Annotated in this window: 21 protein-coding genes; 8 read left to right on the top strand and 13 right to left on the bottom strand. The window is 53.7% G+C overall.

Annotated elements, in window-relative coordinates; genetic code table 11:
* The first annotated feature begins 108 nt into the window (after positions 1–108).
* Positions 109–1518, top strand: coding sequence for an MFS transporter (locus tag AC6I8X_RS22360; protein ID WP_497841157.1), 1410 nt, complete (start codon positions 109–111; stop codon positions 1516–1518).
* A 231-nt stretch (positions 1519–1749) separates the two neighbouring features.
* Positions 1750–4188, top strand: a complete 2439-nt coding sequence (gene bamA, locus AC6I8X_RS22355) for an outer membrane protein assembly factor BamA (protein ID WP_497841156.1) — start codon at positions 1750–1752, stop codon at positions 4186–4188.
* 200 nt (positions 4189–4388) lie between these two features.
* Here bamA and AC6I8X_RS22350 read toward each other — a convergent pair whose 3' ends face one another.
* The 5 genes from AC6I8X_RS22350 to AC6I8X_RS22330 are packed head-to-tail and all read right to left on the bottom strand — an operon-like array spanning position 4389 to position 9424.
* The gene (locus AC6I8X_RS22350; RefSeq protein ID WP_497841155.1) at positions 4389–5477 is read right to left on the bottom strand and encodes an ABC transporter ATP-binding protein; all 1089 of its coding nucleotides are present in this window, start codon (positions 5475–5477) and stop codon (positions 4389–4391) included.
* Between the two features lie 2 nt (positions 5478–5479).
* Positions 5480–6433 (bottom strand): carbohydrate kinase family protein, encoded by a 954-nt coding sequence (locus AC6I8X_RS22345; RefSeq protein ID WP_313687624.1) that lies wholly within the window; start codon positions 6431–6433, stop codon positions 5480–5482.
* Complete coding sequence (locus tag AC6I8X_RS22340; protein WP_313687622.1) at positions 6430–7269, bottom strand: carbohydrate ABC transporter permease; 840 nt, start codon at positions 7267–7269, stop codon at positions 6430–6432. Before AC6I8X_RS22340 ends, AC6I8X_RS22345 begins: the two co-directional genes overlap by 4 nt.
* Positions 7259–8167 (bottom strand): carbohydrate ABC transporter permease, encoded by a 909-nt coding sequence (locus AC6I8X_RS22335; RefSeq protein ID WP_497841154.1) that lies wholly within the window; start codon positions 8165–8167, stop codon positions 7259–7261. Before AC6I8X_RS22335 ends, AC6I8X_RS22340 begins: the two co-directional genes overlap by 11 nt.
* Positions 8168–8176: 9 nt before the next feature.
* Positions 8177–9424, bottom strand: a complete 1248-nt coding sequence (locus AC6I8X_RS22330) for an extracellular solute-binding protein (RefSeq protein WP_084880543.1) — start codon at positions 9422–9424, stop codon at positions 8177–8179.
* A gap of 254 nt (positions 9425–9678) precedes the next feature.
* On the opposite strand from AC6I8X_RS22330, the gene AC6I8X_RS22325 reads away from it, so the two are divergent.
* Complete coding sequence (locus AC6I8X_RS22325; RefSeq protein ID WP_497841153.1) at positions 9679–10848, top strand: ROK family protein; 1170 nt, start codon at positions 9679–9681, stop codon at positions 10846–10848.
* A gap of 3 nt (positions 10849–10851) precedes the next feature.
* On the opposite strand, the gene AC6I8X_RS22320 is transcribed toward AC6I8X_RS22325, so the two are convergent.
* On the bottom strand, positions 10852–11571 hold the full coding sequence (locus AC6I8X_RS22320; protein ID WP_497841152.1) for a dienelactone hydrolase family protein: 720 nt from the start codon (positions 11569–11571) through the stop codon (positions 10852–10854).
* Positions 11572–11907: 336 nt separating this feature from the next.
* On the opposite strand from AC6I8X_RS22320, the gene AC6I8X_RS22315 reads away from it, so the two are divergent.
* Entirely contained in the window at positions 11908–12336 is a 429-nt protein-coding gene (locus AC6I8X_RS22315; protein WP_313689917.1) for a TOBE domain-containing protein, read from the top strand.
* Between the two features lie 137 nt (positions 12337–12473).
* On the opposite strand, the gene AC6I8X_RS22310 is transcribed toward AC6I8X_RS22315, so the two are convergent.
* The gene (locus AC6I8X_RS22310; RefSeq protein ID WP_497841151.1) at positions 12474–13352 is read right to left on the bottom strand and encodes an AEC family transporter; all 879 of its coding nucleotides are present in this window, start codon (positions 13350–13352) and stop codon (positions 12474–12476) included.
* A gap of 210 nt (positions 13353–13562) precedes the next feature.
* On the opposite strand from AC6I8X_RS22310, the gene AC6I8X_RS22305 reads away from it, so the two are divergent.
* Positions 13563–13667 carry a DUF2543 family protein gene (locus tag AC6I8X_RS22305; RefSeq protein ID WP_409521734.1) on the top strand — a complete coding sequence of 35 codons (105 nt, stop codon included), beginning with the start codon at positions 13563–13565 and terminating at the stop codon, positions 13665–13667.
* 56 nt (positions 13668–13723) lie between these two features.
* Positions 13724–14263, top strand: coding sequence for a DUF2058 domain-containing protein (locus tag AC6I8X_RS22300; RefSeq protein ID WP_497841150.1), 540 nt, complete (start codon positions 13724–13726; stop codon positions 14261–14263).
* A 16-nt stretch (positions 14264–14279) separates the two neighbouring features.
* Here the strand turns inward: AC6I8X_RS22300 and AC6I8X_RS22295 are convergent, their stop codons facing one another.
* Positions 14280–14978, bottom strand: coding sequence for an RluA family pseudouridine synthase (locus tag AC6I8X_RS22295; protein ID WP_497841149.1), 699 nt, complete (start codon positions 14976–14978; stop codon positions 14280–14282).
* Between the two features lie 178 nt (positions 14979–15156).
* Here AC6I8X_RS22295 and AC6I8X_RS22290 point away from each other — a divergent pair, with 178 nt between their 5' ends.
* Complete coding sequence (locus AC6I8X_RS22290) at positions 15157–15624, top strand: DUF1203 domain-containing protein (protein ID WP_313686740.1); 468 nt, start codon at positions 15157–15159, stop codon at positions 15622–15624.
* Between the two features lie 41 nt (positions 15625–15665).
* Here AC6I8X_RS22290 and mqo read toward each other — a convergent pair whose 3' ends face one another.
* The 5 genes from mqo to AC6I8X_RS22265 all read right to left on the bottom strand — a co-directional run bounded on the left by mqo (position 15666) and on the right by AC6I8X_RS22265 (position 22736).
* Complete coding sequence (gene mqo, locus AC6I8X_RS22285; RefSeq protein ID WP_497841148.1) at positions 15666–17318, bottom strand: malate dehydrogenase (quinone); 1653 nt, start codon at positions 17316–17318, stop codon at positions 15666–15668.
* Positions 17319–17545: 227 nt separating this feature from the next.
* Entirely contained in the window at positions 17546–18250 is a 705-nt protein-coding gene (locus AC6I8X_RS22280; RefSeq protein WP_313686736.1) for a GNAT family N-acetyltransferase, read from the bottom strand.
* A gap of 111 nt (positions 18251–18361) precedes the next feature.
* Positions 18362–20146 (bottom strand): ABC transporter ATP-binding protein, encoded by a 1785-nt coding sequence (locus AC6I8X_RS22275; protein ID WP_497841147.1) that lies wholly within the window; start codon positions 20144–20146, stop codon positions 18362–18364.
* The gene (locus AC6I8X_RS22270; protein ID WP_497841146.1) at positions 20143–21591 is read right to left on the bottom strand and encodes a M81 family metallopeptidase; all 1449 of its coding nucleotides are present in this window, start codon (positions 21589–21591) and stop codon (positions 20143–20145) included. Before AC6I8X_RS22270 ends, AC6I8X_RS22275 begins: the two co-directional genes overlap by 4 nt.
* An 11-nt stretch (positions 21592–21602) precedes the next feature.
* Positions 21603–22736: an ROK family protein gene (locus AC6I8X_RS22265; RefSeq protein WP_497841145.1), complete on the bottom strand. Its 1134-nt coding sequence runs from the start codon at positions 22734–22736 to the stop codon at positions 21603–21605.
* 192 nt (positions 22737–22928) lie between these two features.
* Between AC6I8X_RS22265 and AC6I8X_RS22260 the strand changes: the two genes are divergently transcribed.
* The gene (locus AC6I8X_RS22260; protein WP_416413554.1) at positions 22929–24464 is read left to right on the top strand and encodes an ABC transporter substrate-binding protein; all 1536 of its coding nucleotides are present in this window, start codon (positions 22929–22931) and stop codon (positions 24462–24464) included.
* The last annotated feature ends 10 nt before the right edge of the window (positions 24465–24474 follow it).

Below are 24474 nucleotides of genomic sequence, written 5' to 3'. Positions count from 1 at the left end.
CTCCTGACAAGACGGGTAGTATTTATACCATGATAAACAAGCACTGGTACCCGTTTAATGGTTGGGTAATGCTATGCTCCACTGCAGACAAAAACAAGGGCAAAACCGATGCATACATCGCAACTTCAACGAGCAGGATTGGTGGTCCTGCTTTCCGGGCAGCTTCTGCCTATGATCGATTTTTCCATCGTCAACGTTGCGCTTGACGCCATGGCGCATAGCCTGCGCGCCACGCCAATTGAACTGGCGCTGATTGTGGCAGTTTACGGCATTGCCTTCGCCATCTGTCTGGCGATGGGCGGCCGTATGGGGGATAACTATGGTCGCCGTCGGGTCTTCCTGGCGGGCGTCTGGACTTTTGGCATTGCCTCACTGCTGTGCGGTATTGCCAACAATGTGGGCATGCTGATGTTTGCCCGCGTGTTGCAAGGGGTTGGCGCTGCATTTATCGTGCCGCAAATCCTCGCCACCTTACACGTCACCCTGAAGGGGCGGGCGCATGCGCGCGCCATTGGTCTGTATGGGGGTATCGGCGGGCTGGCGTTTATTGTCGGTCAGGTGCTGGGGGGCTTTTTGATCAAGGCGGACATCGGCGGTTATGGCTGGCGCAGCGTGTTTCTGATCAACCTGCCGATTTGCCTCTTTGTGCTGCTGACCGCACGGCGTTTTGTGCCGGAGACGCACAATAACCAGCGCGTCGCCATTGACGTCAACGGCACGCTGCTGCTGGCAGGGGCGGTCGGGTGCCTGATGCTGGCCCTGGCGCTGGGGCCGGTGCTGCACTGGTCATGGCCGTGCATGCTGCTGCTGGCGTTGTTCCCGCTGTTTCTGCATCGCCTGCGTCAAAGTTCATTGCGTCTCGAAGCCGCACTGGGTGCGCCACTGCTACCGCCTTCGCTGATGCGTCTGCCGGGGGTGCGTTTTGGTTTAACTATGGCGGTGCTGTTCTTCTCCTGCTGGAGTGGTTTTATGTTTGCGGTGGCGCTGACACTGCAATCCGGTCTGGGGCTAAGCGCTTTCCAGTCAGGTAACGCCTTTATCGCGCTGGGGATCGCCTATTTTATCGGTTCGTTGCAAAGCACGCGCATGGTCGAAAGGCGCGGTAAACGCGTCACGTTATTGACCGGTTGCACCATTCAGATGCTGGGACTGCTGGCGCTGATCGCTACTCTGCAATACGCCTGGCCAAACGTGGGCGTGGTCACGCTGATCCCGTCAACCGTACTGATTGGCTTTGGGCAATCGTTTATTGTCAGCACCTTTTATCGTATTGGCATGACCGGCGTGCCGCATCATCAGGCTGGCGCGGGGAGCGCGATGCTGTCAACGGTGCAACAGTCGGCGCTGGGGTTAGGGCCAATGTTGCTGGGGAGCATATTTACCCAGCTTTATCTGCATGGCAATCATCTGTCGGCGATTACCGGCACCCTGATTGTCGAGTGGGTATTAATGGCGGTGCTGGTGGTGTTAACCAGCATCAACCGTCGCTCCTTCCAGACGGCGGCGGCGGAAGGTTAATTGTTTACCTGGTGTAATTCTTCTGATGTGATTTAAGCAGCGGATTTTCAGCTTATTGTAAAATAACCGAAAATCGGCCTGTCGCAATGAATTTACCATAGGCTTTGCGGTCTTTTTTCCGGAACATAACGCCACTACCGATGGGCTGAACCATGTGTTCAGCCCATTTTTTGTGGTGCGGGAATCAAGGCATTCGCAACAGGCACAGGAATAGCGGCAGGCTCATAGCAGATGAAAAAGATGTTAACCGGGTTACTTTTCATGGTAACCACCACTGCCTTTGGTGCAGATGATTTCACCCTCAGGGATATTCATTTTGATGGATTACAGCGTGTCGCACCGGGTGCGGCGATGCTGAGCATGCCGCTGCGCGTCGGCGACCGTGTCAATGATGACGACATCAAAAATACCATTCGTGCCCTGTTTGCTACCGGCAACTTTGAAGATGTGCAGGTGTTGCGTGACGGCGACACGCTGCTGATTAAGGTGAAAGAACGTCCGGCGATTGCCAGCATCTCATTCTCCGGCAACAAAGCGATTAAAGAAGATCAGCTGAAACAGAATCTGGATGCGACCGGTGTCCGCGTGGGTGAAGCGCTGGACCGCACCATGCTCTCGTCAATTGAAAAGGGGCTGGAAGATTTTTACTACAGCGTCGGGAAATATACCGCCAGCGTCAAGGCGGTGGTCACGCCGCTGCCACGTAACCGTGTCGATCTAAAATTTATTTTTACTGAAGGTGTCTCGGCGAAAATTCAGCAGATCAATATTGTCGGCAATCATGCTTTTTCCGATGATGAGCTGATATCGCGCTTCCAGTTACGCGATGACGTCCCGTGGTGGAATTTCATTGCCGACCAGAAATATCAGAAAGAAAAACTCTCCGGCGATCTGGAAACGCTGCGCAGTTTTTATCTCGATCGTGGTTATGCGCGTTTTAATATTGATTCCACTCAGGTCAGTTTAACGCCCGATCGCAAAGGGATTTATATCACCGTTAATATTAACGAAGGCGATATCTATCATGTCAGCAGCGTGGTGGTGAACGGCGATTTAGCCGGGCATTCTGCTGAGATTGAGAAACTGGCGCAAATCCCGAAAGGGGGTTTGTACAGCGGCGCGCAGATTACCCAGAATGAAAATGCCATCAAGAGTCTGCTCGGCCGTTATGGCTACGCTTTTCCGCAGGTCAGTACCCAGCCAGAAATTAACGACGCCGACAAAACGGTAAAATTGCACGTCAATGTCGAAGCTGGCAATCGTTTCTACGTGCGTAAAGTTCGCTTTGAAGGTAATGACACCTCGAAAGATTCGGTGCTGCGCCGCGAAATGCGCCAGATGGAAGGCTCATGGCTGGCAAATAATCTGGTGGATCAGGGTAAAGAACGCCTCAACCGTACCGGCTATTTCGAAACGGTGGATGTTGATACCGAGCGCGTGCCAGGCACCCCGGATCAGGTTGACGTGGTGTACAAGGTCAAAGAGCGTAACACCGGCACCTTCAACATTGGTGTCGGTTATGGTACCGACAGCGGCGTGAGCTTCCAGCTGGGCGTCAGCCAGGATAACTGGATGGGCACCGGGAATACCGTTGGCTTTAGCGGCACCAAAAACGATTACCAAACCTATGTCGAAGTTTCGGCAACCAACCCGTATTTCACCGTGGATGGCGTCAGTCTCGGCGGCAAATTGTTCTACAATGATTATAAAGCCGACGATGATGACCTTTCTGAATATACGCTGAAAAGTTTAGGTGCGGGCACTACCTTAAGTTTCCCGATTAGCGAACATAACAGCATCAATACCGGATTCGATTATGTCTATAACCGCGTCAGCAATATGGCTCCGCAGGTGTCGATGTGGCGTTATCTGGGGTCCGTCGGAGTGCATCCAAAAGTGATCGAAACCGATGACGACGATGATGATGATTACGCAACCAGCTCCAATACTTTCAGCGCCAATGACGTCTTCTGGAATGTTGGCTGGGGTTATAACACCCTGGACCGTGGCTTCTTCCCGACGTCAGGGGTAAGTGCGGGCTTCAACACTAAAGTGACGGTGCCGGGATCAACCAACAGTTATTACAAAAGTACCCTCACGGCCAATGCCTATTTCCCGCTCAGCAGCGATCATCGTTGGGTGTTGATGGGACGGACGAAGGCGGGTTACGCCGACGGCCTGGGTGGCAAAGAAGTCCCGTTCTATGACAACTTCTATGCCGGCGGTTCCAGTTCGGTGCGCGGTTTCTCTTCCAACACCATCGGCCCGAAAGCGGCGTATTACAGTTGTAGCGGCAGCGAAAGCAGCTACAGCGATTGTGCGGTGAAAAAGTCGGATGACGCGGTGGGCGGTAACGCGATGGCCGTCGCCAGCGCCGAGTTGATCGTGCCTACGCCGTTTGTCAGTGAACGTTATGAAAGTTCGCTGCGGACTTCGGTATTCGTTGATGCCGGTACGGTATGGGACACCAAATGGGAAAATACCGCTGCGACACGCGCCGCGGGTATCCCGGATTATGGCAACCCAGACGAGATCCGTGTTTCCAGCGGTCTGGCATTGCAATGGCAATCGCCGCTGGGTCCGCTGGTGTTCTCTTATGCTGTGCCGATCAAGAAATATGAAGGCGATAAGTCTGAGCAGTTCCAGTTTAATATTGGTAAGACATGGTAACTGTCGTCAGTCTGTTAAATAGTGAAAAGGCTTTTACATTTTCTTTAAACAGAGAAGACAGACGAAAGCTGATGAAAAGGTAAAATAGTGAATCGTGCAATGCTCAGGGAAAGAGGGTTCGCGAAATCATCGTTGTTATGCGTTTTTAATTAACTGAATTTTATTTCGCCACCCTCATTTTGAGGGTGGCTTTTTTATTTTCAGCTATTGGATTCGTTTAAACGATAGCCCGTTTCACTATCAAAAAGATGTATTTTCTCGCTATTAAAGCCAAGCATCAGCGCATCACCGCTGCTGGCGGCATGGCGTCCGGCAATCTGCATATGCAGCGCGTGTCCATGCCAGTCGAGGTGCAGCAGGGTAGATTCACCGGTGATCTCCACCACGTTAACCTGTGCCGGTGCACCATTACTGACTTCGCGCAGGTCATGCGGGCGTATACCAATGGTGACAATGTCACCGTCACGTTCACGTGCCACACCCTGCCAGCGTTCGGGTAACGGCTGCCATAAATCCTGACATTGCACCCCCGGCACGCCGTCGTGCGCAATCAGCTGCGCCGGTAACAGGTTCATCGGTGGCGAACCAATAAAACGCGCCACAAAGGTATTGGCAGGGCGATCGTAAATTGCCAGCGGGGCACCTTGTTGCACAATATGGCCCGCCTGCATCACCACGATCTGATCCGCCAGCGTCATCGCTTCCACTTGATCGTGCGTGACATACACCATGGTGGTTTTGAAACGCTGATGCAGCGATTTAATCTCGGCGCGTAATTCCATACGCAACTGGGCATCAAGGTTTGACAGCGGTTCATCAAACAAAAATACCTGTGGATTGCGCACCATCGCCCGACCCATTGCCACACGCTGGCGCTGCCCACCCGACAGCGCCCGCGGGTAGCGTTGTAACAGCTGGTCGATGCCAAGAATCGCCGCAATACGCTGGATTTTGCTCTGCTGCTCCTCGCGTTTGACCTTCTTCACCTGCATATGAAAGGCCAGGTTTTCAGCCACCGTCAGATGCGGATAAAGCGCGTAGCTCTGAAATACCATCGCAATATCCCGGTCAGCAGGATCGCGATCGTTGATCTGCACCTGGTCCATCAGAATAGCCCCTTCTGACAGGCTCTCCAGCCCGGCCAGCAGACGCAACAGCGTCGATTTGCCGCAACCGGAAGGCCCAACCAGCACGGTAAAACTGCCATCAGGAATGGTCAGATCGAGCGGATGCAGCACCGACTGCTTGCCGTAGCGTTTGGCGACTTTGATCAGTTCAACACTGGCCATAATTACTGTTCCTTTGCCGAAAATTGGAGTTGTTGCCAGGTGGGGTAACGCCGTGGGGCGGTGCTGATTGCCAGCGCGGCCACCGCGATCCCCCACTGTAGTGCCTGGGCGGTATCCTGCTGATGCAGCAGCGCGGTAAGAAAACCGGCGTTAAAACTGTCGCCAGCACCAATGGTATCGACCACCGTGACCAGTTGAGCTGGCTGGCTCAGGCTGCGATCGTGTAACCAGCAGCGTGCGCCCTGTTCACCGCATTTCACCACACAGCCGCCGCGGCCACTGAGTTGCAACGTTAGCTGCATCGCACTGGCGTCTAATGATTCCGCCGCCCCCAGCCCGAGGGTTTCCACCTCGTTCAACAGCAGCCAGTCGCATTGCGGCAACCAGCGGGCGATATCCTGCTTAACCTGATCCGTCCAGCCTTGTGGCGGCCAGCCGGTATCCACAGCGATCAGGTATCCGCGCTGACGAAGTTCGCACAGCAGGGCAGGATATTCATCGTAAAGATGCAGGCAGAGAAAGGTGCCGCATAGCAGCACGATATCACCTTCCGCCGCTTGCTCCGGCAGCTGTTCCAGCACCTGCTGCGCCGTCAGTTGCACAATATGACCATGATTACTGATAAACGAACGTTCATGATCGGAATGCGTGACGCCGACGGTGAGTGAGGTTTCGCACTGGCTGCGTGGCCAGTGCGCTGCGCTGTGCGGGAAATAACCGGCCAGCCACTGGCTGAGGCCATCGTCACCCTGGTTAGCAATGGCGCGGTGGCGCACCTGCATCGCTTCCAGCGCCAGTGCGCAGTTGCCCGCAGAGCCGCCCGGGCGCAGCTCACTGTTTTTGACCATCACTTCGGTCCCGCGCTGCGGCCACTGATCCAGCGTCCCCATAATTAAATCGACGTTAATGTTACCCACCACATACAGCGTGGCGGTGGTAGCCGTTGTGCTGATCATCCCTTACTCCCGCCGCTGGCAAGTCCGCTTACCAGGGTTTTCTGTAGCCAGATAGCAATAAACAGCGGTGGCACCGAAGCCAGAATACCGACTGCCGCAACCAAACCATCATCAGTGGCACGCCCGGCGGTAAATCCGGCAATGGTCACTGGCAGGGTCTGCGCCGCGATATTGCTGGTGAACAACAGGGCATAGAAAAATTCGTCCCATGCCAGCAACCAGCCAAACAGCGCTGCGGCACCCAGTACGGGTTTCGCCAGCGGTAGCGTTATCCGCAGCAGCACCTGCCAGACACGCAGACCATCAAGGCGTGCCGCCTGTTCGATATCCTGCGGCAGGGCATCGAACTGGTTTTTTAGCATCCAGGTGAGGAAAGGTAAGATCAGCGAACAATAAACAATGATCAAACCAGGTCGGGTGTTGAGCAGGTCGAAATGCTGCAACAGGAAATAAAGCGGCAGCACAAAGGCGACCGGCGGCACCATGTAGATGGCGAGGGAGGCAAACAACCAGCCGTCGCGACCACGATAGCGTGAGAAACTGAACGCGGCCGGAATCGCCAGCAGCAAACAAATCACCGTCGCCCCGGTGGCGACCATCAGGCTGTTGCCCAGGGCGTGCAGGAACAGGGTGCCAGGCTGATCCGGTGCCAGCGACAGCAGCCTGCCGTAGCGGGTGAAGTCCCACTGGCGCGGCACCCATTCCAGCGGTATGCGCGTCAGGTCGCTGGTGGCACTGACGCTCATCAGAAACAGCCAGCCCATCGGTGCCAATACCGAAATGGCGACCACCAGCGCGGCAAGGTATTTCGCCACCGCGCGTAATTTAGCCTTCATAGGCACTCCCACGACGACGTTGACGCCACAATAGCGACATGTAAATGATGATCAGCACCGCACACAGCAGGGTCATCAGGATGGCGTAAGCCGCACCACTCCCGGCGCGCAGATAACTGAATGACTCCTGGTAGACATAAAAGCTGAGGGTTTTGGTGCTATCGACCGGGCCACCACGCGTCATCACGTAAATAATGTCGAAGATTTTAAAGGCATCGATAGTACGTAACACCAGCGCGACACTCAGAGGGCCGACGATGGCCGGAAAGGTAATCGCCCGGAAACGTCGCCAGGCCGATGCGCCATCGAGTCGCGCGGCCTCATACAGATCCTCAGGAATGGATTGCAGTGCAGCCAGCACCAGCAGCGTGACCAGCGGATAGTTTTTCCAGATATCCGCTAACATCACGGCGTTCAGCGCAGAATCCGGTGAACCCAGCCAACTGCGATAGCCATCAATAATACCGAGCTGCGTCAGCAGCGCATTGATGCTGCCGTAGTCCGGGTTGAAGTTGAGTCGCCACATCATGGCGTTGACGATCGTTGGCAGCGCCCACGGCAGGATCACCAACACGCGTAAGACATTCCGCCCGATGAATTTCTGATTCAGCAGCAGGGCGACCAGTACGCCAATCACCCCTTCAATCGCGACCGACACCACGGTGAAGTAGAGCGTGCGCCAAAGCGAAGACTGAAAATCGGCATCGGTGAGGGCAAAAAGGTAGTTATCCAGTCCCACCCAGCCAGGCGCTTCACCGCTGCCGATTAGGGCGGCATCGGTAAAACTGAGCCAGATGGTGCGTAGCAGAGGCCAGGCGGTGAGCAACAACATCACCAGTAACATGGGTGCCAGTAGCACCCATGCCTGCCGCTGTTCGCGTTGACGCAAACTCAGCATACTGACTCCTTAATGCAGATGCGCCGCGCTTTTATCGACCGCCTGCATCGCCGCTTCCGGCGTCGCACTGCCCAGCAGCACCTGCTGTAATTGCTGTTGCAGTGTATTAGACAGGCGGGAATAATCGGCGGTTTCCGGGCGAGACAGCATCACGTTCAGCGATTTATCGGCGGCGGCAATCAGGCTTTCCTGGTTTTTCAGTACGGCGGGATCCTGATACGAGCTTTTCCAGATGGGCAGGCTCAGGGTGGCGTATTTATTCTGCACCGGCTGGGAAGTCATATAGCTGATGTATTGCCAGGCTTGTTCCGCATGGCTGCTGCCTTTAGCGATGCCCAGACCCATCGAACCGTTAACCGCGCCCACTTTACCGGGTGCGTCACCCGGAGCAGGCATAATGCCCACCTGGCCCGCTACCTTGCTCTGTTTCGGATCGTTCGCCATGTTGTACATGTAAGTCCAGTTCAGTGCGAAAGCGGCGTCACCGTTGGAGAAGGATTTACGCACGTCCTCTTCCAGATATTCGCGGGATGCTGGATTGCTCAGACCTTCATCCAGCGAGCTTTTCATCAGTTTCACGGCCTGTAACGAGGCCGGGCTGGAAAAATCAAGTTTGCCGTTCTGGTAGAACTTGCCGCCAAAACCGGACACCAGCGTGGTGTAATCACACACCAGCGCTTCCGCCTGTGACCAGCTCCACACCAGCGGATATTTAACAATATTCTTCTGTTTAATGGTGCGGGCATCATCCATCACCTGTTGCCAGGTTTGCGGCAGGGTGGTGATACCGGCTTTTTCCAGCATCGCTTTGTTGTAGTAAAGATATTTGGTATCGAGGATCCACGGCATGCCGAGGGTTTTACCTTTGAACACCACGGTATTCATCGCGCCAGGGAAGATTTGTGATTTTTCTTCCGGGGTGATGCGGCTGCTCACGTCCTGGAGTAAATCAAAACGGGTAAATTCGGCAGGCCAGATGGCATCAAACAGCACCACGTCATAGCCGTTACCACCGGCGCCGCGTGCCGCAACGATTTTGTCGTGCAACGCTTCGTAAGGGACAAACTCCAGATTAACCTGCACATCCGGGTGCGCTTTTTCAAATTCCTGGGTCATGGCGCGAATATCATTTTCACTGTAAGCGGCCTGGGTCATAAACAACGCATTGAGCGTAGTGGCCGCTGAGGCGCTTCCTGCGCTTGCTAACAGCAGGGCTGCAAAACATCCTTTCAGCGTGGGGGTGAATCGGGTTTTCATGGTTTTCTCCGCCTTGATGCAAAAAGAGGGTGTTTAATTAAATCAATTTGATTGATTTAATAACGCGCACAGGTTGTCAGATTGCTGCGGCTGACATCAATTAGCTAAAGCAAGTGACGTGCCAGGGTAGAAACCCTGGCGACTACTGCGCTTAACTCTGCACAGATTTTTGCATCTGTCAGGTGAACAGCATGGAAAATGTGTAGCCGATCATAGATATTGATGCCGATGCGCTTAAGAGCTAAGGGAGTACGATGAGAACTTCGGGAACCAATCTGGAACATGCGCGTGCGCATAATCGCCGCGTGATCATCGAAGCCATTCGCCTGCATGGCGAATTGACGCGTGCCGAGCTGGCACGGCTGACCGCTTTGACGCCGCAGACGGTGTCAAACATTGTGGCGGAGCTGGAAGAGGCAGAGCTGCTTGCCAGCCGCCAGCCACGCAAGCAGGGACGGGGGCAACCGGCCATTCCTGTGACGCTGAACCCGGCCAGCGCCTGGTCGATCGGCATTCATCTCGATCATCAAACGTTATTGATTGTGCTGGTGGATTTGACCGGCGAGATTCACTTTCGTCGCCTTATTCTGGTGCAAAAGCCCCAACCCGGTGCCACCTTAGCGCGCATTGCTGAAGTGCTGGCGGAGATTAAAACCCAACTGGGTGAGCGCTGGCATAAGGTGCTGGGGATGGGTGTGGTGATGCCTGGGCCGTTTGGTGTCGAGGGGATCTCATCGGTAGGGCCGACTACGCTGAATGGCTGGGAACAGGTCGATATTGAGGCTGAACTGGCGGCCATGAGCGGCCTGCCGGTGACGCTGGAGAATGATGCGACGGTAGCCGCTATCGGCGAACGTTTCCACGGTGTCGCGCGCCAGCTTAACTCCTTTATTTACCTGTATATCGGTACCGGGCTCGGGGCGGGTATTTTCACCGATGGCCATATTTATACCGGGCATGCGCATAACGCCGGAGAAGTGGGGCATATCGTGATCGAACCGGGTGGACGCGCCTGCTATTGCGGCAATCACGGTTGTCTGGAGCGTTATGTGTCGTTGCAGGCGGCCTATGAGTTTTGCGGGCTGGATCCGATGAGCGCGCTGCCGGATGATTTACTTGAAGTTGACCCGGCGCTGTTTGATCGCTGGATCGACAGCGTGCTGGCACCGTTACGACAGGCAATTAACATGCTGGAGTGCATTTTCGATGCCGAGAGCGTGATCATTGGTGGCATGATGCCTGCTACGCTGCTGGATAAAATCATTCAGCGCCTGCCGCCGTTATATCAATCGGTGCGCGGACGCTATCTGACCGGTTCACGGCTGAAAACCGGCATGACGGGCAGCGATACCGCAGCATTAGGTGCTGCGGCATTGCCCATCTTCGATGAATTTAATCCACAATTTCAGGTGCTGATGAAATAAGGATTAGAAGGTTTCGGCGAACAGCGCGAACATGCGTTGAAAGGCACGTTCTGCCACCTGCGGATGGTACTGAGCGACACCAGGGTTGTTTGCGGCCGGATCGGTGAAAGAGTGCACCGCACCGGCATAGCTGACCAGCTGCCAGTCAACCTGCTTCGCACTCATCTCACGGGCGAATTCGCTCAGTTGTTCACGCGGTACCAGCGGATCGGCGGCACCGTCGAGCACCAGCACGCTGCCTTTGATGCCATCAATGGCATAGTCGCCTTTGGTATCCAGCGTGCCGTGGAAGGAAACTGCCGCTTTGATATCAGCACCGCTGCGTGCCAGTTCCAGCGCACAGTGACCACCAAAGCAAAAACCAATCGCCGCCAGCTGATCCGCCGCCACAGGTGCGAGTTGTTGATGTTGTAGCGCCGCCAGAGCGGCCTGCATGCGCGCCACTTCTGCCGGGGTATCTTTCACCGCCATCATCATGCTGCCAGCTTCTTCGCCATTTGTTGGACGCTGGCCTTCACCATAAAGATCCGCCACCAGTACCACAAAGCCCTGAGCGGCGATTTTTGCTGCCACATCTTCGGCCATCGTGGTGACACCCATCCAGTTTGGAGCCATCACCACACCGGGGCGTGGATGATTGATGCCATCCTGATAAACCAGAGAACCGGCTAAGGTTGCGCCGTTTGATGAATAAGTAACTGGAGATGTGACGATAGAATTCATAAATAATTCCCTGATAAATAAATAGGTTAAAACCCGATACCGTGCCGGGAAACGGTGATCAATGCAATGGTTTCAGCAGGTGATAGCAGGAAATGTTAACGGAGTCGATGTGCTGAAAATTTGGCTGGAGCGCTACGATTTCGCGGCCAACTTCATAAGCTCACGCCTTTTTTCTGGATAGATACAGTCGTGAAAAACACCCCGACTTGTAAACAAGCCAAATCTTATAACCGTAGTCAAAAAATGGCTTATTGAACTTAAACGGAAACAGCGCTAAATAGACGGATGTTAGACTATAAATCCGATAATCACTCAATCGCGAGATAAGGAGTTTCTATGCAGGTATCAGCACGTAATCAACTGGTTGGCACAGTCAGCGCAGTCACCACCGGCGCGGTCAATGACGAAGTCGAATTGACGCTCGCTGGTGGCGTCAGACTGGTGGCGATTGTCACCCACAGCAGTAAAGAAGCTTTAGGCCTGGCGGTGGGTAAAGAGGCCATCGCGCTCATTAAAGCGCCATGGGTCACCCTTGCCACTGAAGAATGTGGCCTGAAGTTCTCCGCGCGTAACCAGTATGCCGGTAGCGTCACCCGCGTGACTGAAGGCGCAGTTAACGCGACAGTGCATATTGCAACTGATGCCGGGTTTGAAATCATCGCCGTCGTGACCAACGAAAGCCAGGAAGAGATGAAGCTGAATCAGGGCAGTCGCGTACTGGCTCTGATCAAAGCATCAGCCATTCTGATTGCAACCCGTGCCTGACGCGCAGTTTCCTTTTATGTCAGGTAATCAGCGTTCTAACGCAACTTGCGTTCATCGTCATTACCATGAGGTAGAGAGCGCGAGTTGCTGATCAAACCCTGGCTGCCATGCCCAAAATACCCTTTCCGGGCGTGATATCAGTGAACAATACCCATCGTCCTGGCAATAGCGACAGCCGCTGCGAAAAAGCTAATCGCGATGATGCTGATGCAGGTTCCACAGGTAATGAGCTTAGCAGAATGCCCCGTGCCCAGATAATGCGTCTCAAGAACGATGATATTGGCTGCCGGAGGAAGGAGGCAAAGCAGATAAAGTGTCCCAGGATTTTGTGTTATCAGCCGGAAGTCGAATGTTCTGGCGAGCATCAAAAGCAGTGTGAACAGAATAAACATCACACCAAATTTAACCAGATACGGGCGGACTTCCTGGCGGAGATCCTGAAGAGTCAGCTCAATTTTGGACAGCCATATTCCAAGCACGGCCATGCCGAGAAAGCTCATCAGAAATTTTGCGACATCATAGAGTTCGGCAAACCACAGTGTGATTTGCTGGCTGAAGGGAATGAGCATCGCCCCGAGGATTAGCGCCAGCACAGGTGGAGTCTGAATTAATTTAACGGGATTAAAATGGTGGCCTGAAAGCATCCCCGCACCGACAGAGTTGCCCACAATCGAGCTACCGACATAGGCGGCGATGATGATGGTTGCTGCTTCATTGCCGAACAGGGCCGTAGCCACAGGTAACCCAAGCCAGCCAATATTAAGGTAACTGAAGCACAGGCTTTTAATGGGATCACGCATAATGTAGCGCGACGCCATCAGCATAATCAGCATACTGATGGCCGTGGTGATGATGATGGTACTCATACTGCCAAAACGCGTCGATATGTTGAATACGATGACAATCGGAATGGCAACACGCGTTAATATCCAGGACGCAGCTGTTTTGAAGTCCCAGGCCGTTTTTCCCATCAGCCAGCCAGCAAAAAGATAAATCAGCGGAACAAAAATCGTCACAATGCTTCCTTAACAGCGTTTTCGCAAAACTTAACGGCTCACCTTTCTGCCCAATTTTCAGCACAGCGCGTATTGAGTTAAGACGTGATATCCACCTTGTCAATGATCAACTATTCAGCTTAATCATTTGGTGGATTTATATAACCGTATGAAAGCACACAGGTAAAGAAAATTCACAGCAGGCACGGCATAGACTTTAACCCCCAACTGATGAACAATGGCGTAGCGCTTAAATTTTATGGCATCGTGGATAAGTACAAGGCGGAAGTGACAAAGCCGGTAAGCGAGTCAGAACCTGATGCACTGGCGCAATGAATAGACGTGAGAGTGGGGGCTGCCCCCAAAATTTTTAAGATGGTTTAGAAGCGAAGATGACAAAACTTACCTTACAAGAGCAAATACTGAAGGCTGGTTTAGTGACCAGCAAGAAAATGGCCAAAGTCCAAAAGACGGCTAAAAAATCACGCGTTCAGGCTCGTGAGGCCAGAGAGGCGGTGGAAGAGAATAAAAAAGCGCAACTTGAGCGAGATAAGCAGCTAAGCGAACAACAAAAACAAGCGGCTTTAGCAAAAGAATATAAAGCTCAGGTGAAGCAACTTATTGAGATGAACAGAATCGTCGTTGCAAAAGGTGATATTGAATTTAATTTCACCGATAACAATTTAATTAAAAAAATCAGTGTTGATAAGTTGACCCAAACGCAACTGGTGAATGGGCGTCTTGCTATCGCCCGCCTGGTGGTTGATAGCAATGGTAAGAGTGAATACGCGATTATCCCTGCAGTGGTCGCTGACAAAATCACCCAGCGAGATGCGAGCCATATTGTATTAAACAGCCCCCTGAGTCAGGAACAGCATGATGAAGATGATCCCTATGCTGATTTTAAAGTGCCTGATGATTTGATGTGGTAATCAGAGCGTTGCCCGTTCAAAACGGGCTATTATGGCGCGCATTGATCCACTCTTCGCTGACAGGATGCACAAAATCCAGTGCACTGGCGTGCAGCATTAGCCGTGGGGCTTTTTCCGTGCCAGGCAGCAGGCGACCGCCATACAGGTCGCAACCTAAAATAGGGTGGCCCAGCAGCTGGCAATGAATACGTAGTTGGTGAGTGCGACCGGTCTCCGGAATTAGCTGCACCCGCGTTAACGGCAGTAACGTCCCATCTTCCAGCTCATGATTGAAACGTTCAACCACCTGATAGCGAGAACGGGCGGGTTTGCCGTGGATTGCACAAATAGACATCAGTGGAAAGCGCGCCGGATCTTTGGCAATCGCCGCGTCTATCACCCCTTCATGGTTTTCAAGATGTCCGCACAACAGTGCGCTGTAAACCTTGGTCACGCTGCGCTGACTGAATTGCTGGCACAGGGCGGCGTTGATCATCTTATTGCGCGCAATCACCATTAAGCCGGATGTGCCGAAATCAAGACGGTGAACCAGGGTGCAGCCCGGAAAAATCTTGACCAGCCGGTGATGTACGGAATCGATATTTTGCGGATTTTTGCCCGAGAGACTGAGCAGGCCGGCGGGTTTATTGATCAGCACCAGGTGTTCATCCTGATAGAGCGTTTCTATCTGGTCATGACACAGTGGGGCAATAAAGGTATCAAAAATAACAGACATCAGGTCGCCAGGGGGGAGTGTGGGAGCGGATAATAACCAATTTTTAGCCAGCAGGCGAATTTCCTTCCTCGGTGAAATCGCAGCCAAATCCTTATCGAAAACTCCATGACCGTTAACAGCGAGCACGCCGTCGTGTTCAGGTGCTTAATACCTCCACGCTTAACGTCTGGAGGATAATATGGCTTATACCATTCGCGGTTTGGACAGCAGAGAGTTTACACATTTATTTGGTCAGGATGAGCGCTATCTGGCGTTACATCTGGCGATACGTAAGCGGGCTGATAGATCCTCGGGTTTTCCGGATCGCATTGCATTACGTGATGTGCCGGAGGGGGAGTATGCGATTCTGGTCAATCACGCCTACCAACCCGCGGCAACGCCTTATTCAGGCAGACACGCCATCTATATCCATGAAGGATGTACCACACAAGGTGTTTATCAAGATGAAGTCCCTGCGTATCTGACAACCCGGCTACTCTCGCTACGAGCCTTTAATACAGCACATATGATTATTGCGGCGGAGGTCACGCAAGGCGGGGAGGCGGAGCCGTTAATTTTGCAGATGTTGCGTCAACCTGAAACCGCTTATATCCATGTGCATAGCGCCCGGTTTGGCTGTTATCTGTGTGTCATTGAACGCAGTTGATATAAAGAAAAACCCCGTACCAGGTAGCACGGGGTTGAGACTTACAGCGCCATATCGTGTTGCGGCGAGGAGGTCGCTTTAGCCGGAGTCGTTGCCTGCGGCTGAGTGGCAGCGGCTGGCATGTTGATCACCGGGGGTTTGGTCAGTTGCAGCGTTGCAGCTGTGTCATCCCAAACCTGCTGAGCCAGTGCTGCATTGTCGTTCAGTTTCTGGCCATAGGCCGGAACGATTTGATGGATCTTCTGCTGCCATTCCGGGCTGGCGAACTCGGTCGGGAACAGCTGCTTGATCACGTTAATCGCGATCGGCGCTGCGGTTGAAGCTCCCGGTGACGCACCCAGCAGAGCGGCAACGGTTTTCTGCTGATCGGTCACGATTTCCGTACCCAGCTTCAGCACACCACCTTTCTCGGCATCTTTCTTGATGATCTGTACACGCTGACCGGCCTGAATCAGTTTCCAGTCTTCTTTCTTCGCTTCCGGGAAGTACTCTTTCAGTGCGGCGAAGCGATCATCGTCGTTCAGCATCACCTGACCAATCAGATATTTCACCAGGTCGAAGTTATCAATGCCTACGTGGGTCATCGGCATAAAGTTGCTGGTGGTGGTGGTGCCTAACAGGTCAAACAAAGAACCATTTTTCAGGAACTTGGTTGAGAAGGTGGCGAAAGGTCCAAACAGCACCACACGCTTGCCATCGAGAAAACGGGCATCAAGATGCGGTACGGACATCGGCGGTGCACCCACGGAAGCCTGACCGTACACTTTTTCCAGATGACGGCTGGTAATCGCCGGGTTTTCGGTGACGAGGAATGAACCGCCCACCGGGAAGCCAGCGTAGTTTTCACCTTCAGGGATACCGGTTTTCTGCAACAGTTTCAGCGCGCCGCCGCCTGCACCGATAAACACGTAACGTGCATCGATGGTGCGGTTTTCACCACTTTTCACATCTTTAATGGTGACGTGCCAGCTGTTATCGCTGTTACGTTTGAAATCGGTCACTTCTGATGAGGTTTCCAGCGAGAAGTTATCGTTCTTTTTCAGGCTGCCAATCAGCTGACGGGTAATTTCGCCGTAGTTAACATCGGTGCCAACCGGGGTCCAGGTCGCCGCCACTTTCTGCTGCGGATCGCGTCCTTCCATAATCAACGGCGCCCACTGCTGAATTTGCGCGTGATCGGTGGAGAATTTCATTCCCTGGAACAGCACGGTTTTTTGCAGCGCTTCATAACGTTTCGTCAGATACTCAACGTTTTTATCGCCCCAGACAAAACTCATGTGCGGAGTAGAATTAATAAAGTTATGCGGGTTATTTAATACACCGCGTTTCACCTGCGAGGTCCAGAATTGACGGGAAATCATAAAGGCTTCGTTGATTTCCAGCGCTTTGCTGACATCAATACTTCCGTCCGGACGTTCTGGCGTATAATTCAGCTCCATATTCGCGGAGTGGCCGGTACCGGCGTTATTCCAGCCGTTCGACGATTCCAGTGCCACGCCGTCCAGCTTTTCGACCATAACCTGTTTCCAGCTGGGCTGTAATTCTTCCAGCCAGGTTCCCAGAGAAGCACTCATGATGCCCCCGCCAATCAGCAGTACATCGGTCTTTTCCGGTGTGTCGGTGGCATGAACAGCAGAGCTGACAAGCAGTGCAGTGAGCGAAAGCGAGGTGAGTAATGTAGTTGATTTTTTCATTGCGATAACAACGTTTCTTAGCGATGAGTAAAAAGTTCGCAACAAATTTAAAACATTGTTATTGAAATTTTAAAATTTATTTAGTTTAAAAACTATTGAAGCAAAATGGCGGATTTATTTGGTTACAAATGTATTGAGTTATTTCCATGCGAAACAGGCGGTTATTTTACTGGATTGCACATGATGTATAACCGCTATTTCAGCAAGGGAAATCCTGAGGGGGAAAATTAATTTCGCTTAAGGAATCGATGTAGTGGAAAAATTTGTTGCCCTGAATTATCAATATTTTCTTCGTCTATCCAACGCGTTATCGCCTGATAAATGACAGGCCATTCGGTATCAATAATCGACAGCCAGTCAGTATCACGGTTACGTTGTTTGCGCGTCATTGCCTGGCGAAAGCGGCCTTCAAACGTGAAGCCGATACGTTCCGCTGCGCGACGCGATGCATGGTTCAGCGAGTCGCAGCGCCACGCCACCCGACGATAGCCCAGCATGAAGGCCTGGGTCAGCAACAGAAACAATGCCTCCGTGCCCAGCACATTACGCTGCATCAGCGGTGACCAGGTCACATGGCCGATTTCAAGCGCGCCATTTTGTGGGTCAATATTGGCGAAACACACCACACCCACCGCCTGTTGGCTGGCATGGCTGATGACGGCATAAGGTACCAGCAAAGCATCAGCAATTTTGTGTGCGACCCAGTGCTGCATCTCTTCCAGCGAGTGGGGTTGTTCGGCACCGAGCCATGTCCAGTCGCGATCGTCTTCAGCCTGAGAAAATGCCGCAAACAGCGATGCGCAGTGTCCAGTCTGTAAAGGTTGTAGCGTACAAAACCGCCCCACCAGGGGGGTGAAGGAGGGACGCGCGACGGGCTGCCAGTCCGGCAGAGCAAACCCTACGGGTTGACCATATTGATTAAAATGAGACACACAACATTCCTTGATTAAAGTAACGGGTAGCAATCCTTATAACGTAACGTATTTTCCCGGCACGGCGCACGGGAATGCGCGATAAATCGCGCCGCTACGGATCCGTGCGATTTACTGATCCATCACCCAATGCCCGGCGCTGACTTCGCGATAGCGACGTGTTTCCGGCACATAACCCAGTGGCCGGACCGGGCTTTTCAGCTCGCTGACCTCCATATGTCGTCTGAGCTGGCGGCGTGCCGGATCCGGTACCGGCACCGAGGAGAGCAGCTTACGGGTGTAATCATGCTGCGGGTTTTCAAAAATTGCCGCGCGCGGGCCAATCTCGACAATCTCACCCAACAGCATCACTGCCACCCGATGGCTGATGCGTTCCACCACCGCCATATCGTGAGAAATAAACAGATACGACAAGCCCAGGTTTTGCTGTAAATCGAGCAGCAGGTTAATGATTTGCGCTTTCACCGTCACGTCCAGCGCTGAAACCGATTCGTCGGCAATGATCATTTTCGGATCGAGCATTAACGCACGCGCGATGCAGATACGCTGCCGCTGGCCGCCGGAAAATTCGTGCGGATATCTTTTCAGCATCGTTGCCGACAACCCCACACGCTCCATCAGTTCAGCGGCTTTTTGTATTGCCTGGGCTTTGCTGCCCAACCGATGCTGCAAAAAGGGCTCGGTCAGCGCTTCCTGCACTGACATGCGTGGGTTCAGGCTGGCGAAGGGATCCTGAAAAATCATCTGCATTGCGCAACGCAGTTTGCGTAATTCGTCCGGGCCGAGACTGAGCACATCATAACCGTCAAACTCTACCTGACCGGATGCGGCGCGGGTCAGACGGGTGAGGGAGCGACCGGTGGTGGATTTACCACAGCCTGATTCACCCACCAGCGACAGGGTTTCACCTGGCATCAGGTCGAAAGAGATATTTTCCACCGCGTGGACCGCACCGGTTTTGCGACTAAACAGTCCCTCATGAATACTGAAACGGGTAGTGAGATTTTTTACCGACAGCAACGGTTGCGCCGACAAGCGCGGCATCGCACAAGGCGAGTGAGGATCCGAAAATTTACGGGGTCCCGCGATACCGCGCATCGCCCCGAGCTGAGGGACGGTGGCAATCAGCGTGCGTGTATATTCCGCCGACGGGGCGGAGAAAATGGCGGCGGTGGTGCCGGTCTCCACGACATCGCCCTGATACATCACCAGCGTTCGGTCTGAAACTTCGGCCACCACGCCCATATCGTGCGTGATAAACAGCACCGCAGTGCCTTCTTCTTCCTGCAGGGTTTTAATCAGATCAAGAATCTGTCCCTGAATGGTGACATCCAGCGCTGTGGTGGGCTCATCGGCAATCAGCAGTTTGGGTCTTAACGCCAGCGCCATCGCGATCATCACCCGCTGACGCATCCCACCCGAAAAATGGTGTGGATAGTCATCAAAGCGTTTCGCGGCGTTGGGGATGCGTACCTTTTCCAGCAAACGAATCGTTGCTTCTCTGGCGTCTCGCGACGAAATTTTCCGGTGTGTGGTCAGCACCTCGGCAATCTGATGACCGATGGTGAATGAAGGATTCAGGCTGGTCATCGGCTCCTGAAAAATCATCGCCACGGCATTGCCGCGAATATCGCGCATGGCGGCTTCGCTCAGCAGCAGCAAATCACTGCCGTTGAGTAGCACCTTACCGGTGATGCGTGTATGACGGGTATTCAGCAGGCGCATGATCGCCATAGACGTAACGCTTTTACCGGAGCCGGATTCACCGACAATCGCCAGCGTTTCGCCAGCGTGAATGTCAAATGAGACGTTATGCACCACTTCGCGCCAGTCATCCTCGTGGCGAAACGCCACGGACAGATTTTCTATACGCAGCATCGGTTCCTGTGTCTTCATGGCTGCGGCTCTGCCATAAAGCGTGCGGACAGGGTGCTTACCGGCAGGAAATCAAAATCGGTATCAAACGGATAAGCAGGCTGAGTCTTACGCTTGCGGACCAGACGTTCCACATACTGATCGACCACGCCTTCTGATAGCGCCATCAGGTTAGGATTGGCCAGCGGTGCCAGTTCGGGGGACAGATAACCGGATTTTACTACCACAATATTGGCGGTGGCCGGATCCAGCCCCAGCAGCGCAAAATCCGCCAGATTATGGTAGGGACGACGTCTGTCAGCGACCACCACGGTAATGCCACCCGTTTGCAGCAGCGCCTGTTTCGCGACGGATCGTGCGTCATCCACCAGGTTAGTCACCACAAATTGCGCACTGGCCTTGCCACCTGCCGGATCAAGCGTCGCGCCGATAGTCAATGGCAGCGTTGCGCCGACTCCGGCAGCAAAAGCCGCGTCGGTCGCCGGTTTATCCGTAATACCGGCGACAATCACCCCCTGCGCACCCTGGCGAATCAACTCGGCCAGCATATCGCCGCGGTCGCCAACACCGCCTCCGGTGGGGTTATCACCGGAATCCGCCAGAATCACCGGATGGGTAGGGCTGGCCATCGCCATCCGTACACACTCCTCAGTGCTGCCGGTGACACAACCAAAGCTGAATTGTTCTCGGGCTTGCCAGTACGCCAGCGCCAGTTTTGCCGCCTGTTCAGCCAGCACATCGGCATCGGTACCCGTCATGATGGCTGCCGCCGTCGCGCGCGGTTCATCGGCCCAGACGTAACCCACCATCAGTGAGGCATCCCAGATATGATCGATCGCGTTAATGGCGGGCAGGTGGGCATACAGGCTTTTCGCCGGTTCATCTTCGGTACTGGTGCGTTCGCCAGGCAACACCACCGGAATCGGTGCCCAGACAACGCCAGGTTTCACGCCGCTGTGCAGGCTTTTCACCAGCATCGCGACTGAGCGACGCATGGTTTCCTCCACATCGATATGCGGCGCAGTGCGGTAGGTGGAGAACATATCGATTGCATCGATGATGCGTTGCGTGACGTTACCGTGCAGATCATAGCTGACGCTGATCGGGCAATCGTCACCAACCAGCTCACGGGTGGCGGCAATCCAGTCACCCTCGGCGTCTTCCATTCCTTCAACGTAGACCGCGCCGTGCATCGCCAGGTACACGCCATCTACGGGCAACAACGTCGCCAGTCGGCTTAAGAAATCCTGCTTAAAATCGTCGTAAGTGACGCGTGCGACCGGACCACCAGCGATGGCGCGGGCATGAAAGGTCGGCAGGAAGAGGGCATCGTAATCGGCAAGAAAGGCAAAATAAGGACTCGCCGTGAGTTCATCGCCGCGCAGAATACGGAAGTCGTCAGCATAATTCAGCACCGGGTTATAGGTACTGCACTCAGTATGAATACCACCAAAAGCAATGCGCATTGCCGCCTCCGTTACTCGGGTAAATGAATTAAAAAACGATAGGCCGCCACACTGGCAGCGGCTCTGGCCCAGCTTTCGTCGCTGAGAACGATGGTCGAAATCGGCGTCTTACCCATGATGGAAGGTAGGACATTGGCATCAATGGCCTGCATCACCACGGTTTTTAGCAAGCCATCAAACGCGCCGGGATGATGGGCAATCACGATCAATTCCGGGTCGTTCATCTGAATGATATTGGCAATGGCAAGGCCGAGCGCATTACCCGCGCGGTGCAGAATGGCAATTGCCGCACTGCTACCTTTCACCGCCAGATTTTCCAGCTCCGCCAGGGTTACGGCATCGAGCGCTTTCTCGCGCATGTTTTCGCGGATGGCCGTTAAGGATGCCAGCGTGTCGAGACAGCCGCGTTTACCGCAGCGACAGGGGTGGCCGCCGGGCTCAATGGTGCAATGGGCAATTTCTCCGGCACCACCGTGAGCACCGCGATGCAGTTGCCCCTGAAAAAAGTGCGCCGAACCGATGCCATCGCTGTGCGAAATCAGAGTGAAGTTGCGAACTTTCTTCGCCAGCCCGAAGATCTTCTCACTCACCGCCAGGGCTTTGGCATCATTTTCCAGCGACACCTCCAGCCCGGTTGTCTGCTTCAGCATCTCCGCCAGCGCGACATTTTTCCAGCCGAGCAGGGCTGACTGCACGCAGACTGCCTGGTGTTCATCGACAAAGCCGGAAAGCGTAACGCCAAGGCCAATCAGTTGATCCGGTGAGATACCCTTGCTCTGTACCAGCGGGGGGATGGCTGCGGCAATGGCCTGGGTGAGTTGTTGCGGGTCGAGACTCAGGGGCAGCACGCTGCTTGCCAGCACGTGCCCATGCATATCGATCAACACCAGGGTGATTTGTTCACCGAGCAACGACGCGCCGAGAAAATAAGCGCTATCGGCGCGCATTTTTAATAACACGGAAGGGCGACCCTGCCCGGTGGCTTCAGGAATACTTTCTTCCAGCAAACCGGCATTGAGCATCTCTTTAATCAGGGTGCTAATGGCCGCTTTACTCATTTTCATCTTCTGCGCAATAGCCGTGCGGCTCATGCCATGTGAGGCAATAAGCAGACGAATGATTTGTTGCTGATGAGCATTGAGCATTAAGAGTCCTGCGATCAAAGCACTGTTTCACCGACAATAATAAGTCACAGGAACAAATACAACGGCATTTAGTTAATTTTCTGAACCTGGATCGAGATATAAGTAAAATATATGAACTAACCTATTGGCTTTTGTTTGGGAGTTGTGCCTTATATGGCCTGGATAATTCACCAATCGTATCTGAGGGCCTTCATGGAAAGCACACTTAAGCGTTTCAGGGTTATTACTCTCGCGGGCTGCATGATGTCGCTATTTGCCAGCGCCTCTGCGTTTGCCAGCCAACTGGTTATTATGCAGAACGAACCGCCACGCAGCATGGATCCGGGTAATCAGACCGCCACCTTTACTGGTACGGTGCTGGACCCGATGTATGAAGGCCTGACGCGGCTGGGTGATGATGGCAAGGCAGTTCCGGCGCTGGCGCTCTCCTGGAGTAGCGATGCCAGCGGGCTGAACTGGACTTTTAAACTGCGCCCCAACGTAAAATTCCATGATGGCACGCCCTTTAACGCCGATGCAGTGGTGGAAAACTTTCAACGCCATCTCGATACCAAACGCGGCCTGGCCGCCAGCGGTAAAATCCGCACCTTTGTTCAGGACGTGAAGAAAAAAGACGATCTGACGGTGGAATTTCAGCTGAAAAAAATAAACCCGGCATTTTTGACGGTACTGGCGTCGGGGCCGGGATTAATGGTCAGCCCCAAAGCGGATAAAGATGGCAGCATCAATAATAAAGCGGATGGCACCGGGCCTTATAAGCTGGTGCAATATAAATCCGGCGAATACGTGCTGGAACAAAAGAACGCGGATTACTGGGGTAAATCATCCGGGCCGGATGAAATAAAATGGACGTGGAGCAGTGAGCCTTCGGTGATGAATATGGCGCTGCAATCCGGCCAGGTCGATATTATTAACCCGGTGCCACCACAATTCGCTGGCATGTTAAAAAACAATCCCAACATCAATCTGAAACAATCGCCGGGTGCGGCGGTGTTCTGGGTTGATCTTAATACGCAAAGTAAAGCGTTGAGCGATGTCCGCGTGCGTCAGGCGCTGAACTTCGCCACCGATCAGCAGGCGCTGAGCAAGGCAGTGATGTTTGGTTATGCCCAGCCCGCCAACTCGGCGCTGGCACCGGTTGATGTGAATTACGATAAAAGCCTGCATGACTATCCCTTTGATCTGCAGAAAGCTAAAGACCTGCTGAAAGCGGCGGGTTATGCCGATGGCTTTGCCATGTCGATTGCGGTGCAGGCACCGGATGCCCGCACTGCGCAGGTGTTGCAGGGCATGTGGAGCAAAATTGGCGTGAAGCTGAATGTGCGTCAGATGGAAAGTGGTGTCTGGACCAAAGCGGCCTTCGCCGATGCAAAAGAGAAAGCCTCGCAGGGCACTGATGCGGTGCTGGCTTCATGGTCATCCGGCCTGTACGGTTCTGACCTGCAACTGCGCCCGCTGTACCACACCAGCAGCTTCGCGCCGGGTGGTGCCAACCTTGGTTTCTTTAGCGATAAGCAAACCGATGATCTGATCGATACTGCCGCCTCCACCATGGATGATGCCAAACGCAAAGCTCTCTACTTCGACGCGCAGAAACGCATCAGCGCGCTGGCACCGCAGGTGCTGCTGTTCTACCAGGATGACCTGTATGCAGCGCGGAAAAATATCAGCGGCGTGACCATGCAGCCGGGTGGTCAGTTAGTGGTGCGGGATGCCGTCAAAAAATAACCCAGGCGAG

Source organism: Pantoea sp. X-Soil-TKNS-1280 (assembly GCF_059730475.1).
The sequence above is the reverse complement of the archived record's forward strand: the minus strand, read 5'-3'. Positions and strand labels throughout refer to the sequence as shown.